The sequence below is a fragment of the Flavobacterium branchiicola genome, from assembly GCF_018383905.1.
Taxonomy (GTDB): Bacteria; Bacteroidota; Bacteroidia; order Flavobacteriales; family Flavobacteriaceae; genus Flavobacterium; species Flavobacterium branchiicola.
In genome coordinates this window covers 223,731-238,086 of the sequence record NZ_JAGYWA010000001.1, presented here as the reverse complement: position 1 = coordinate 238,086, position 14,356 = coordinate 223,731, and the positions used below count along the sequence as shown (strand labels likewise).

13 protein-coding genes are annotated in these 14,356 nt (G+C 33.1%); 10 read left to right on the top strand and 3 right to left on the bottom strand.

Annotated features, from left to right (window positions below; all coding sequences use genetic code 11):
- The first annotated feature begins 52 nt into the window (after positions 1-52).
- Positions 53-1,096 carry a 23S rRNA (adenine(2503)-C(2))-methyltransferase RlmN gene (rlmN, locus tag KHA98_RS01035; protein WP_213254478.1) on the top strand — a complete coding sequence of 348 codons (1,044 nt, stop codon included), beginning with the start codon at positions 53-55 and terminating at the stop codon, positions 1,094-1,096.
- A gap of 88 nt (positions 1,097-1,184) precedes the next feature.
- Here rlmN and KHA98_RS01030 read toward each other — a convergent pair whose 3' ends face one another.
- Positions 1,185-2,045 (bottom strand): hypothetical protein, encoded by an 861-nt coding sequence (locus KHA98_RS01030; protein ID WP_213254477.1) that lies wholly within the window; start codon positions 2,043-2,045, stop codon positions 1,185-1,187.
- A 156-nt stretch (positions 2,046-2,201) separates the two neighbouring features.
- Here KHA98_RS01030 and KHA98_RS01025 point away from each other — a divergent pair, with 156 nt between their 5' ends.
- The 7 genes from KHA98_RS01025 (at position 2,202) to dnaG (ending at position 11,096) form a co-directional block, all read left to right on the top strand.
- Positions 2,202-3,179, top strand: coding sequence for a polyprenyl synthetase family protein (locus KHA98_RS01025; RefSeq protein ID WP_213254475.1), 978 nt, complete (start codon positions 2,202-2,204; stop codon positions 3,177-3,179).
- Between the two features lie 60 nt (positions 3,180-3,239).
- Entirely contained in the window at positions 3,240-3,794 is a 555-nt protein-coding gene (locus tag KHA98_RS01020; protein WP_213254474.1) for a LemA family protein, read from the top strand.
- A gap of 14 nt (positions 3,795-3,808) precedes the next feature.
- A complete protein-coding gene (locus KHA98_RS01015) occupies positions 3,809-5,713 on the top strand; it encodes a DUF2207 domain-containing protein (protein ID WP_213254473.1) in 1,905 nt (634 codons plus the stop codon).
- Between the two features lie 268 nt (positions 5,714-5,981).
- Positions 5,982-6,542: an RNA polymerase sigma factor gene (locus KHA98_RS01010; RefSeq protein WP_213254472.1), complete on the top strand. Its 561-nt coding sequence runs from the start codon at positions 5,982-5,984 to the stop codon at positions 6,540-6,542.
- The gene (locus KHA98_RS01005) at positions 6,529-7,257 is read left to right on the top strand and encodes a hypothetical protein (RefSeq protein WP_213254471.1); all 729 of its coding nucleotides are present in this window, start codon (positions 6,529-6,531) and stop codon (positions 7,255-7,257) included. Before KHA98_RS01010 ends, KHA98_RS01005 begins: the two co-directional genes overlap by 14 nt.
- A 38-nt stretch (positions 7,258-7,295) precedes the next feature.
- On the top strand, positions 7,296-8,894 hold the full coding sequence (locus KHA98_RS01000; protein ID WP_213254470.1) for a porin family protein: 1,599 nt from the start codon (positions 7,296-7,298) through the stop codon (positions 8,892-8,894).
- Positions 8,895-9,023: 129 nt separating this feature from the next.
- Entirely contained in the window at positions 9,024-11,096 is a 2,073-nt protein-coding gene (gene dnaG, locus KHA98_RS00995; protein ID WP_213254469.1) for a DNA primase, read from the top strand.
- A gap of 77 nt (positions 11,097-11,173) precedes the next feature.
- On the opposite strand, the gene KHA98_RS00990 is transcribed toward dnaG, so the two are convergent.
- Together KHA98_RS00990 and nadE are read right to left on the bottom strand one after the other, a co-directional pair.
- Positions 11,174-11,803, bottom strand: coding sequence for a response regulator transcription factor (locus KHA98_RS00990; RefSeq protein WP_026730588.1), 630 nt, complete (start codon positions 11,801-11,803; stop codon positions 11,174-11,176).
- Between the two features lie 93 nt (positions 11,804-11,896).
- The gene (gene nadE, locus KHA98_RS00985; RefSeq protein WP_213254467.1) at positions 11,897-12,703 is read right to left on the bottom strand and encodes an NAD(+) synthase; all 807 of its coding nucleotides are present in this window, start codon (positions 12,701-12,703) and stop codon (positions 11,897-11,899) included.
- A 98-nt stretch (positions 12,704-12,801) separates the two neighbouring features.
- Here nadE and gldB point away from each other — a divergent pair, with 98 nt between their 5' ends.
- Positions 12,802-13,758 (top strand): gliding motility lipoprotein GldB, encoded by a 957-nt coding sequence (gldB, locus tag KHA98_RS00980; protein WP_213254465.1) that lies wholly within the window; start codon positions 12,802-12,804, stop codon positions 13,756-13,758.
- Complete coding sequence (gene gldC, locus KHA98_RS00975) at positions 13,758-14,093, top strand: gliding motility protein GldC (RefSeq protein ID WP_213254463.1); 336 nt, start codon at positions 13,758-13,760, stop codon at positions 14,091-14,093. The genes gldB and gldC overlap by 1 nt, the downstream gene beginning before the upstream one ends.
- Positions 14,094-14,356 lie beyond the last annotated feature (263 nt).

Genomic DNA, 14,356 nt, shown 5'->3' with positions numbered 1-14,356 from the left:
ATTGGAGCTTTCTTTGTTCTTTTAGAAATGAACAAATACTTAACTTTGCACCATGCAAATTGAGAAAAAAGACATACGAGCCTTATCAAAAGATCAATTAAGAGATTTTTTTGTATCCAATAATGATAAAGCATTCCGCGGAAATCAGGTCTATGAATGGTTATGGAGCAAAGGAGCACATAGTTTTGAGGATATGACAAACGTTGCAAAAGCAACGCGATCCATGCTTGAAGAAAATTTTGTAATCAATCATATTAAGGTTGATACTATGCAGAGAAGTAGTGACGGTACAGTAAAAAATGCCGTTCGTCTTCATGATGGTTTAGTGGTTGAATCTGTTTTGATTCCAACAGAAACCAGAACAACTGCTTGTGTTTCAAGTCAGGTGGGTTGCAGTCTGGATTGCAATTTCTGTGCTACTGCAAGATTAAAGCGCATGCGAAATCTGGAGCCGGGAGAAATCTACGATCAGATTTTAGCAATTGATAAAGAAAGCCGTTTGTATTATAATCATCCACTTTCAAATATTGTTTTTATGGGAATGGGAGAGCCTTTAATGAATTATAACAATGTCATTAAAGCAATCGATATGGTTACATCGTCTGAAGGGTTAGGAATGTCGCCGAAACGTATTATGGTTTCGACTTCCGGAATTCCTAAAATGATTAAAAAAATGGCTGATGACGATGTAAAATTCAAATTAGCCGTTTCGCTGCATTCTGCGATTGATGAAACGCGTGCGAAGATTATGCCTTTTAGTAAAAATTTCCCTTTAAAAGATTTAAGAGAAGCTTTGGAATACTGGTACAGAAAAACCAAATGCAAAATTTCTTATGAGTATGTAGTCTGGAAAGGAATCAACGATGATAAAGCTTCGGTTGATGCATTGGTGAAATTCTGCAAATATGTACCATGTAAAGTCAATTTAATCGAATATAATCCAATTGATGATGGTGAGTTCCAACAAGCCTCAGAAGAATCAATTATGGCATATATAAAAGCCTTAGAAAATATTGGAGTAGTGGTTAAAGTAAGACGAAGCCGCGGAAAAGATATTGATGCCGCTTGCGGACAATTGGCAAATAAAGAAAGTTAGACAACATCTTCTGTTTCTAAATAAACAAAAAGCATTAAAAACGAGAAAAATTCTTGTTTTTAATGCTTTTTCAGGCAAAAAGGGATTCTTATTTTTTCAAATCGACTTCTTCTGTTACTCCATCTTTTGTGATTGTTGCAAGTGTATCACAAGTTCCGTCACCATAATCAACAACTGCGGTAGCTCCGTTTTTGGTTACAGATAAAACTCCTTTTACAGGAATTGATTTTTTGCATGATGCTTTAAATTGTAAGGGGGTAGTAATTTCAGCTGAAAAAGTATCTCCATTAGGGAAAGTTGTGGTTCCGCTTCCTGTTACCAGATAGGCATTGTCATCCCAGTCAAACCAGGTATCAAAACCTTCAACCATTTCTTTTACCAAAGAACCTTTTCTGGTGTAAACACCTCCATCATCAAAAGTAATTGTCATATCGATTGCAGCAGTAAAAACAGGATGCGCCGTTGCCAGTAAATCGGTTGTTTTTACAGTTCGCACAATACTTTTACTACCCTGAAGTTTTTTGCCATTGTGATAAAATCCATCAAAAGTATAACTAATAGTCTGTGTGGAGGATTCGAAATCATTAGAAAAAGAAATCACCATTTTTCCTTTTACAGTGTTGCCATTTCCTAATTCACAACCTTCAACACCAAAATCGACAGTTCTTGTCCAGGTATTATTAGTTAAAACTGTTGTAATCGTAGCACAACTCGGAAGGAAATTTTTTACCATCCCGCTTGGTTTTGCGGTAACGTTTTGTTGTGCGCTAAATTGATCTTCAGCAATATTCGTTACATCATCTATTGAGGCGTCAATTTTAGAGTTTGTAATGATTTCATCTTTAGAAATTGCTGCAGATGATCCGTCATTTGTTTTTTCGTCAGAATTACAACTAACAAAAAAAGATAAAGCTACTAATGTTCCAATAAGGAAAAGTTTTGTTTTCATAATAAATTGTTTTTTGGTTTTAATTTTATGAATTCAAATTAGGCTTTAACTACATTGTGTTTTTGGTGTGAAATTGCATTAGTATTTCAAAATGTTGATATACTAACATAAAATACACAACGTTTTTTTATTAAAAATAGTATATTTGAAATCGAAATGAATATTACTTCTCAAATAAAACAGCCCATTTTTAACGAAATGGAACTTTTTGAAAAAAAGTTCCACGAATCGATGACCTCAAAGGTTGCTTTGCTGAACAGAATCACCTATTATATTGTAAACCGAAAAGGAAAACAAATGCGTCCGATGTTTGTTTTTTTAACGGCAAAAATGGTGTCTGGAGGTATCGTAAATGAAAGAACATATCGTGGGGCTTCAGTGATCGAATTAATTCACACCGCAACTTTAGTTCATGATGATGTTGTAGACGACAGTAATCGTCGCCGCGGATTTTTCTCTATTAATGCGCTTTGGAAAAACAAAATTGCAGTTTTAGTTGGAGATTATTTACTTTCAAAGGGATTGCTTTTGTCAATCGATAATGGCGATTTTGATTTACTGCGAATTATTTCGGTTGCTGTTCGTGAAATGAGCGAAGGCGAATTGCTTCAGATCGAAAAAGCGCGAAGACTTGATATTACCGAAGATGTTTATTACGAAATCATCAGAAAGAAAACAGCAACACTTATTGCTGCATGTTGCGCGCTTGGAGCAAAAGCCGTAATCGAAGATGATGCTCAGGTCGAAAACATGCGTAAATTTGGTGAATTAATCGGAATGGCTTTTCAGATTAAAGATGATTTATTTGATTATAGCGAAGAAGCCATAGGAAAACCAACAGGAATAGATATTAAGGAGCAAAAAATGACTTTGCCTTTAATTCATGTTTTAAATACTTGTACTCCGCAAGAAAAAAAGTGGCTGATAAACTCCATTAAAAACCACAATAAAGACAAAAAACGCGTAAAAGAAGTTATTGCTTTTGTAAAGAATAATAATGGTTTGGTTTACGCCGAAAACAAAATGGTCGAATTCCAGCAAGAAGCACTTTCGTTACTTCAAAACTTTGAAGATTCAGAATATAAGGATGCTTTGACTTTGATGGTGAATTACGTTATTGAAAGAAAAAAATAATCTTATTATCAAATAACAGTTAATTATTATTAATTTAGAACTGAATTTAATAATAAAAATATGGTTATTTTAATAGTAGTACTTGCATTGGTTGTTCTCTTAGCTATTTATTTAATAGTACTTTACAATGGTTTTGTTGCAAAAAGAAACTTCCTTGAAGAAGCTTTGAGCGGTATAGATGTAATCTTAAAAAAGCGATTTGATTTAATTCCGAATCTTGTAGAAACGGTAAAAGGCTATTTAAATCACGAAAAAGAAACACTTTCAAACATTGTAAATCTTCGTAATCAGGCTTTAAATGCCAATAATGCAGATGAAAAATTGCTACTCGATAAAAAATTAGGGAATGCGGTTGGGACTATTTTTGCTTTGGCAGAAAATTATCCGGATTTAAAAGCTAATACAAATTTTCTTGGTCTGCAATCAGAATTGAGCGAGATCGAAACTGAAATAGAACGTTCTAAAAGATATTACAACGGAACTGTAAGAGATTATAATACATCTGTGGAATCTTTTCCGGGTAATTTGTTTGCGGGTTCTTTTGGTTTTTCGAAGAGAAATTTTCTGGAACTAGAGAATGAAGCTCAACGAGAAACACCTAAAGTTCAGTTTTAATTCTTTGTTTTGATATGTTCCTAAAAAAAATATTTTTTGTTTTACTTACACTTTTCTTTTGTCAGCTTCAGGCACAGGAAAGAATCCTGGATTTTGATGTCAAAATTCAAATTGAAAAATCCGGTGACATTCGGGTTCTTGAAAATATTACTATAAAAGCAGAAGGAAATGCTTTTAAACATGGTCTTTTAAGGACTCTTCCATTAAATAGAAAAGACAAAGACGGTAATAATATTGATGTAAAATATACCATTGATTCTATTAAAAAGGATGGAATAACAGAAGATTATTTTACAGAAGAAGAACAAAATGTTTGGAAAATTTATATTGGTAACAAGGATGTTGAACTAGAAAGTGGAGTTTATAAATACCAAATCAGTTATCATGTTCCTTTTCAAATTGGCTATTTTGATTATTATGATGAGCTTTATTGGAATGTGACTGGAAATGGTTGGGATTTTCCTATTGATAAAGTATCGTGTCAATTTTATCTTCCATCCGAAAATAATAAATTTGAAAATCTACATTGTTACAGCGGTCCTGAAGGTTCTACGGCTTCTAATTGCATTAGTTCCTTAAATGATAATAAAACAGTAGTTAGTTTTTCGGCAGTTCATCTTAAAGAAAATGAAGGGCTTACCGTTGCAGCTTCATTTGCCAAAGGAATTGTCGATCCACCAACTTTTGGTCAAAAATCTAATTCTTTTTATAAGCAAATAAAAACCAATCTGTGGTCTGCTATATTTGGGATAGGCATGATGTTTTTCTTCTTTTTTAACTGGAGGAAATATGGAAAAGATCCAGTAAAAAAGACAATAATTCCCGAGTTTTTACCACCTTTTGACTGGTCACCCGCACTTGTAGGTTATGTTTACCACAGAAAGCTGGAAGATAAAATTTATATGTCCTCGGTTATCAACAGCGCAATCAAAGGAGCTATTAAAATTAGTTCTGAGATAGAAAGCGGTATTTTTGTTAACTCAAAAAAATACGAAATTGAAGTTCTGGATAAACAGGCAAAATCATTAAGTCTTGAAGAATCAGATATCATAAGCAGTTTTTCAAAAAAAGTGAAAATTAAAATTGAGGATACTAATTACAAAATTTTTGAAAAAGCATATTCTAAATGGATTGAAGCAGTTGAAAGTCAAATCAAATTAGAAGAAATTTATTTAAATAATACCAGATTAAAATGGGTTGGTTTTGCTGTTTTGGTAATAGCAGGTTTAGCATTTGAACTGTTATCAAAAAGTGAGGGATATATTAATTTTCCTTTTTACACCGGATTTGTTTGCGCTCTTTCAGGATTAACCTATTGGTTTACAAGAAAAGTAGTAGGAACGGGTTGGTTAATTTTGAGAGGTATTTTGGCCTTCTTTCTTTATCCGATGGCTGTTGGTTTATTTTTTATGAGTATTCCTTTTCTAAATGCAACACAAATAATAGTTATTGCATTTATTGTGGTGATTTATATTATTTATGCAGTAAATCTTGGGAAATTCACAGAAAAAGGAGCTGAAGTATTTAATCGATTGGAAGGATTTAAATTATATCTCGAAGCGGCAGAGAAAGATAGAATGAATATGTTGAATCCACCCGAACTGACTCCTTTATTGTTTGAAAAATTATTACCCTATGCAATTGCATTAGGAGTTGAAATAAAGTGGGGAAAACAATTTGAAGAAATTTTAGAGCTCGCAAAATATAACCCAGAATGGTATCACGGAACCGATCCTTTTTACAGACAGCCAACGTTGTTTTTATCAGACTTGCGAAATTCTGTAAATAATGCGGCAGTAGATCCTACTTCTCGTTCATCAAGTTCGTCATCAGGAAGCAGCGGTAGCTGGAGTTCCGGTAGTTCTGGCGGCGGTAGTTCCGGCGGTGGTGGAGGTGGCGGCGGAGGCGGCGGTTGGTAAAACCCGCTCTTAGCTGTTGTTTAAAAAAAAATGAAGTATAAAGAACCTTGTAATAGTTTTATTGCAAGGTTTTTTTATTGTATTTTTTCTACGTTTAAAATGTGTGTCATTATTATTTTAATGGTTTTAATTCAGTTGTTTTTTTACGCATTTTTGTGATTTGGAATTTTTTTATTGAAATTTTCGATACTTCATGCAACCATTTTAAATCGACAATCGTCTATGCTAATAGAAGTCTGTTTCTAAAACCAAAACCGAAAGCTTATTAATGAAAATTATTCCGTTACATCAAGAAGAAACCAAAATCATAAAGCTGGCTGTCGAAAATAATCGTCAGGCGCAGCAACAGATTTATGGTAAGTTTTCTTCAAAAATGTTAAGTGTATGTCGTCAATATATAAAAGACATTCAGCTGGCAGAAGATGTAATGATTACGGCTTTCATGAAAGTTTTTACCAATTTAAGTAAGTTCGAACACAAAGGGAGTTTTGAAGGCTGGATTCGTCGAATTATGGTTAACGAATGCATTTCTTATTTAAGAGTTCAGAAAAAAGTAAAATTTACTGAAGATGAATTTTTTGTTGAAGAAAGTTTTAATGCCATCGATAGTCAGTTTACGGTAGATCAGATTCAATATTTGATAGATGCTTTGCCGGATGGTTATAAAATGGTTTTCAATTTATATGCGATCGAAGGTTACAAACATAATGAAATTGCAAAGATGTTAGGAATTAATGAAGGAACATCAAAATCGCAATTATCGCACGCCAGAAAAATGCTGCAAACACAAATTACTATTTTAAAAAAACAAGATAATGGAACCGAATAATTTTGAAAAGGATTTCCGTGAAAAGCTAAACGAGCGTAAAATTGAACCAAGCAACAAAGCTTGGGATCGATTAGACGCAATGTTAAGTGTTGCTGAAGAAAAGAAACCTAAGAAAAGCAAAAAATGGCTTTATATCGCAGCAAGCGTTATTGGATTTTTATCGGTTAGCACAATTTATTTTAATCGTTTTGAAACTGTAGAAATAAATAAGGATGTACCAATAGTCTTAGAGGAAAAAAAGGAAAAAGATACTTTAGATAAGCGAGGAGTAAACAAAGATGATATGATAAATCTAAATAGTTATACTCCAAAAAAAATAATGCGAGATTATTCAATTGTTGCTGATATTGAGAGTAAAAAAACACCTTCAAAACACCTTGAAAATAGTGAGAAAATTTCAAATAAGAATAATTTAAAAGGGGACAGTGTAATAGCTAAATCTTCTGAAAATAAGAATTACCAATTAGCTACTAAAAATAAATACATTTCAGCAGAAGAATTATTAGCGGAAGTTAGTGGTAGTAAGTTTGAACCAAAAGAGACTTTGGAAACAATTGAGAAAAAAAGAAAGGCTGTTTCAGTAAATCCTAATGATTTGTTGTTAAATGCAGAAACAGAATTAAATCAATCATACAGAGAGTCTGCGCTAGATAAATTTAATAAAAATTTGAAGGCTGTAAAAAGTGCAATAGCCAATAGAAATTACGAAGAATAAATATAGAATCATCAATCATCAATCAAAAAACGAAAATCATGCAAAAAATTATATTAATTACAGTAGTAATGGTGTTTACTATGGCAACTAAGCTATCAGCACAGGAGAATGGTAGCTACAAAAAAGTTTTAGACTGGGTTTATTGGCAACATGAACCTGCAAAGTATGAAATGAATTTTGAAAAAAATCCCGAATCTGCTGATCAAAACATCTTTACAATAAAATCAGTTCAAAGTAAAATAAAGGGTTTTGGTGCTCTTGGGAAATCCGTAAAATCGAATTTGTATCAGGATAAAATGGTCAAAATGACGGGTTATTTAAAAAGTGAAAACGTAAATTCCTGGGCTGGACTTTGGATGCGTGTCGATTATTATTCTGCTCGTGTGCTCGCTTTTGATAATATGCAGAGCAGACCAATAAAAGGCTCAACAGATTGGACAAAATATGAAATTGTTTTATTTGTGCCAAAGGATGCTACATCAATTACGTATGGAGCTTTGTTAGATGGGACTGGTAAAATTTGGTTTAAAGATTTAAAGCTTGAAGTAGTTGAAAATACTGTTCCAGAAACAGGTTCAAATAAAGGACTAGAACCTAAAGAAATTCCATTTGAAGTAAGAGCAAAAGCGATTGCTGATCAAATTAAAAAAATAACAGAGGATGAAAAAAATGCGTTAAAAGTCGAAGTAGATTCATTAGATAATCAAGTTTCAAAAGGGATAATTTCTAAAGAAAAAGCAGAAGAACTTAAATTAAATAAAGCTAAAGTTCACGCTGCTAATATTGAAACAAATGTTGCTATCGAAGAAAATAAATTAAATCAATTAGTCCAAGATAGAGTTGATGGAAAAATTGATACAGAAAATAAAGACAAAAGTAAAGGTACAAAGTTTATAATTGGCGATTGTGATAATTGTGATAATGAGGATAAGACAATCGTTAACCTCACTTCTATGAAAGTGTACCATGGGCAAAAAGATGTTGATAAACGTCAATCAAAAAGAACTACAACTCAATTTGTTTTTGCTTTCGGAGTAAATAATTTAGTGACTGATAATCAAGTCGCCAATTCGGATTTTAAATATTTGCAGTCTCACTTTTATGAGTGGGGGATAACTGGGAATACTAGGATTTTAAAAGAAGATAATTTGTTGCATTTTAAATACGGAATGTCACTGATGTATAATAATCTTCGAGCGACAGATGATCGCTATTTTGAAAAAAATGGCGCTCAAACCGATTTAGTGACAAGTCCTGTGCATCTGGACGAATCCAGATTTAGAAATGTATATGTAATGGTACCATTGCATTTGGAATTTGATTTTACTAAGAAAGAAGTTCGAGATGGTGTTAATTACTTCAAATCTCATAAAAGTGCCAGATTTGGTATAGGAGGTTATGCCGGATTTAGAGTGAAATCAAAGCAAATTTTATGTTTTGACGATGCGGTTGGAAATGATGTGAAGCAAAAAACAAAGGGCAATTTCAATGTAAACGATTTTAATTATGGATTAAGTACGTATGTTGGTTACAAAGCAACAAGTTTGTATTTGAAATATGATTTACAGCCTTTATTTGAAAAAAATACTATTGATCAAAATAATATTTCTTTAGGATTGCGCTTCGATTTCAATTAAAAATAAAATTAAGTTTAGTTAGTAAAAGGGCATCTCGAGAGAGGTGCTTTTTTTGATTTAAAATACTAAAAATTACAACAAGATTTACGTATTTTTGCTAGCTCTCAACTTTAAAAATAAATTTACGTTTTGATTTCACAAAATACAATTGACACCGTTTTTGAAACTGCTCGAGTAGAGGAGGTTATTGGCGATTTTGTCAATTTAAAACGTGCCGGAAGTAACTTTAAAGGTCTGAGTCCGTTCTCAGATGAACGTTCTCCGTCATTCATGGTTTCGCCTGCAAAAGGAATCTGGAAAGATTTCAGTACAGGAAAAGGAGGGAATTCTGTAAAATTCCTAATGGAACATTCGCAGTTTACTTATCCGGAAGCCATTCGATATTTAGCCAGAAAGTACAATATTGAAATCGAAGAAACTGAGCAAACTGATGCTGAAAAAGCCATGACAGATGTTCGTGAAAGTATGTATTTGGTTTCGGAATTTGCGGCGAAATATTTTCAGGATGTTTTAATAAATTCTGAAGAAGGAAAAGCAATCGGACTTTCGTATTTTAAAGAAAGAGGCTTTACCAATGAAACAATTAAAAAATTCGATTTAGGATATTCTCCTGAAACCTGGGATGCTTTGACTAAAGAAGCATTAGGAAAAGGATATAAATTGGAATTTCTGGAAAGTACAGGTTTGACTATCGCCAGAGAAGACCGTCCTTTTGACCGCTTTAAAGGTCGAGTAATGTTCCCCATTCAAAGTATGTCGGGCCGTGTATTAGGTTTTGGAGGACGTATTTTGACTAACGATAAAAAAGCGGCAAAATATCTGAACTCGCCAGAAAGTGATATTTACCATAAAAGTAAAGTGCTTTACGGAATTTATCATGCCAAACAATCTATAGCCAAACAAAACAACTGTTATCTGGTTGAAGGTTATACGGATGTAATTCAGTTTAGTCAGGCGGGAATTGAGAATGTTGTAGCTTCATCCGGAACGGCTTTAACGCCAGATCAGATTCGTTTAATTAATCGTCTAACCCGAAATATTACGGTACTTTTTGATGGTGATGCTGCTGGTTTACGAGCGTCTATTCGAGGAATCGATTTGATTCTGGAAGAAGGTATGAATGTAAGAGTTTGTTCTTTTCCTGACGGAGAAGATCCGGATAGTTTCGCCCGAAAAAATTCTCATGATGATTTAGTTGCTTATCTGGAAAGTAATAGTAAAGATTTCATACAGTTTAAGGCTTCAATTTTGATGAAAGAAGCTAAAAACGATCCAATTAAAAAAGCCGATCTGATTCGTGATATGGTAACGAGTATTTCTAAAATACCGGATCGTATTCAGCGAGAAGTGTATACTCAGGAATGTGCCCGAATAATGGATATTTCAGAGCAGGTTTTAGTGAGTACTTTGGCACAGTTGATTCAAAAAGATATTGCTGAAGCTAATAAAAAGCAAAAACAGGAACATAAACCTTTTGATGTTGTAAGAAACCAGGCTCCAAAAAATACTAATTTTTCTGGAGGAGATCCCGAAGACCCACGAACGGGTCCGCCAGAAGGGTATGACTATCCGGGAGATATGGGATATCCAGTTCAACAGGCAGAGAAAGTAGATATTTTATATGGTTTTGAAAGAAAGATTATTGAAATATTATTGCTTTATGGAAATGTATTGGAAGATTTTGAAGATGTGTTTTTGAGAGCTGATGAAGAAGGAAATGTAAAAGAGGTTTCTGAAAAAAGAAAATATAAAGTATACGAGAAAGTTTATTTGAGTCTGCAGGAAGATGAGGTAGAACTTTCGAATACATTGTTTAAAAATATCTTTACCGGACTTATTGATTTTTATAATCAAAATGAAACATTTAGTTTAGATAAATATTTAATGCATTTAGAACCTGATTTTGCGCAGGAAGTGACTAATATTTTAATGGAAGACGAAAAATTGGTTGTTCATAACTGGGAAGGGCAGAATATTTTTCCAAAGCATAAAAATGAAACGGTTGAGCAAAATGTTTCAGATACAATATTCTCGATGAGATGGTATTTGATTTCAAAAATCATTCACGATTTGAAGGAATCATTGATGACGGATCCTCAGGATGATAACTCTGAAGTGTTGTCGATGGTGATTGATTATTCTAAGCTTTTAAATAATTTTTCAAGAAAATTAGGGCGTGTTGTAGTTCCTTATCATTCATAAATCAAAAAGCTCTATATTTTTCAATATAGAGCTTTTTTTATGGGTTTGATATTGCAAATGCGATATCAATGTGCCATTTAAATAATTTCTAAAGTTTTCGCTTTGTTTACTAAATCAACTAAATTAGTAACGTTCAACTTTGTCAATAATCTTAATTTGTAAGTACTGATCGTTTTTTCGTTCAGATTTAAGATTTTAGAGATTTCATTGTTTTTCTTACCATCACTTAAGTAACGTAAAACTTCAATCTCGCGATTAGAAAGTTTTCTGTACAAACGCTCGCTTTTGCTTTGTTTCGCAATTAGGGCCATGTTTTTGCGTACAGTTTCGTTGATGATAATTTTTCCTTCGTGTACTTTAATAATAGAAAGACCTAAAGTTTCAAGTTTTTCTGTTTTGTGTACGTACCCGGAAACTCCTGCTTTAATTGCATTTGGAGCATACATTTGTTCAGCGAGGTCACTAAAAATTACAATCTTTGTTTTTGGGAAATTTTTCAGGATTGATTTTACTTCGAAGATACTTGAAAGACCTTCTAGTTCTAAATCTAAGATTAGAATATCGATTTCCTTCGTTTGAAGAATATCTCTAACCATTGAAAAATTGCCTACGTTGGCAACAATTGAAATTTGATCGTGGTCTTTAAAATAAGACTTAACGCCAAAGTGAGTCACAGGATGATTGTCTGCAAGACATACTTTAATCATAATTTTACCTTTTTAGAATTGTTATCATGTTTTTGGAGCTGTAAAATTAATAAATAAATTCTGTAATTAATTACACACAAATGTTAAAAAAAATTATTTTAACGTTTTTGGTATCAAACAAACTGGAATCGATTGCATTTTATGCTTGTTGCTGGTGTTTAATCGTTTATAAATTTCAAAAACAGATTTTTCTCTTCCGTCAAAATCACCTGCCGTCTTTCCTGACTCCGCTGCCAACATTGCCCATTCTAACTCGTCATAACTTGCTCCTAATTGGTCTTCATCGGTTCTGTTATCACCAAATAATCCGTCAGTTGGAGCTGCTGTTAAAATTGATGTAGGAATCGTTAAATATTCCCCAAGAGCATATACATCCGATTTCATTAAATCTGCAATTGGACTCAAATCAACCCCGCCATCACCATATTTTGTATAAAATCCTACACCAAAATCTTCTACTTTATTGCCTGTTCCTGCGACTAATAAACCATGAATTCCTGCTAAATAATACAATGAAGTCATGCGTAAACGGGCACGAGTATTAGCAAATGATAAATTAACTTTTGTTTCATCTTTCGTTACCGGCACTGCGCTTTTAAAAGCTTCAAAAGTGGCGGTTAAATCCGTTTCTACACTTGAAACGTTTGGGAAACGTTTTTTTAATTGCTCAATATGTTCCCTTCCTCTTGAAACCTGAGTTGCGGCCTGATGAATTGGCATTTCTACACACAAAACCTGTAAACCAGTCTGGGCACATAATGTTGAAGTTACTGCAGAGTCAACTCCGCCCGAAATTCCGATTACAAAACCATTTACTTTTGCGTTGTTAGCGTAATCTTTTAGCCACTCAACGATGTGGTTATTTACTTTTTCTGTTTGAATAGTGCTTTTTTTAGCCATAATAGTTCAAGTTTTAAAATACAGGGATGTATATTTGCACAAATAATTTTAAGTGTATAATTTTTAAATTTATGCAACACAAATCTAATTAAAATAAAATGAAAATATATCGCTTTGCAGTGGTTCTGTGCTTGTTTTTTTTGTCTTGTGATCAAAAAAGTAAGGTCGAAAAAGAAGTTGAAGAAATTCCGGTTGATATTAAAGTAGAACGTTTCGATAAAGTGTTTTTTGAATCAAAACCGCAAGATCTGGCTAAGATAAAAATGCAATATCCTTTCTTTTTTCCGGCAGGAAATGATGATGCTGTCTGGTTGAAGAAAATGCAAGAACCAATTTGGCGTGAAGTATATACTGAAGTGCAAAAAAAGTATTCGGATTTTGAACCTGTTCGTGAACAATTTAATTCGCTTTTTCAGCATGTAAAATATTATTTCCCTAAAACTAAAACTCCAAAAGTGATTACGGTAATTGGTGAGATGGATTATAATGCCAAGGCAATTTATGCCGATAGTCTGGTTATTGTTGCGTTAGAATTGTATTTGGGAAAAGAGCATAAATTTTATGAGTTTCCAAATTATATCAAACAAAACTTTGAGGAAAAACAAATTATGCCAGATGTAGTTTCGAGTTTTGCTTACAGAAATATTCCGGCTTATGCGGATAAGAATTTGGTTTCTCAAATGATTTTTGAAGGAAAACAATTGTATGCAAAAGATTTGCTTTTACCTGAATACACAGATGCTGAAAAAATTGGCTATTTGCCGGAACAAATAAAATGGTGTGAAGAAAATGAAGCCTATATGTGGCGTTATTTTTTAGAAAAAGAAATGCTTTACAGTGCAGATCCAAAACTTACGACCCGATTTATTGCGCCGGCTCCTTTTTCTAAATTTTACTTAGAAATAGATAACGATTCTCCAGGGCGTGTTGGAGCCTGGATTGGTTGGCAAATTGTACGTTCTTACATGAAAAATAATAATGTTACTTTGCCGGAATTATTAAAAATTAATGCAAAAGAGATATTCGAAAATTCAAAATATAAACCTAAGAAATAATGTCAGATACTATAAACTCAGAAATTAAATTCAATATAGAACTAGATGAAAATCGTGTTCCGGAAAAACTAACATGGAGCGCTCAGGACGGCGGTGTTCAGGCTGCAGAAGCAAAAGCTATTATGTTGTCTATTTGGGACAGTAAGGTTAAAGAAACAATGCGTATTGATCTTTGGACGAAAGATATGCCGGTAGACGAAATGAAGATTTTCTTTCATCAGACTTTAGTGGCAATGGCTGATACTTTTAAACGTGCTACAGACGATGAAAAAATGTCAGATACAATGAAAGACTTCTGTGATTATTTTGCAGAGAAACTGGAGCTTACGAAATAATTAAATTTCAAATAAATAAAATCCCAAATTCCAATCACTAATGGAGTTTGGGATTTTTTGTTTTTATTTTGTACATTGTCTAGGTAAACCAGATAATATGCTGTTTCCATTTATTGTAAGCCTTGTCGGATTGTTTTTTCTACTTGCTAATGCGATACGATTTTCTGTTACCTGCAAAAACAAAGATGCGCTGTATCGTATCGTTACTGCCTATTTGGTTCTTTTGTTTTGTGTAGAATTACTATGTAATATTATCGGTTTCC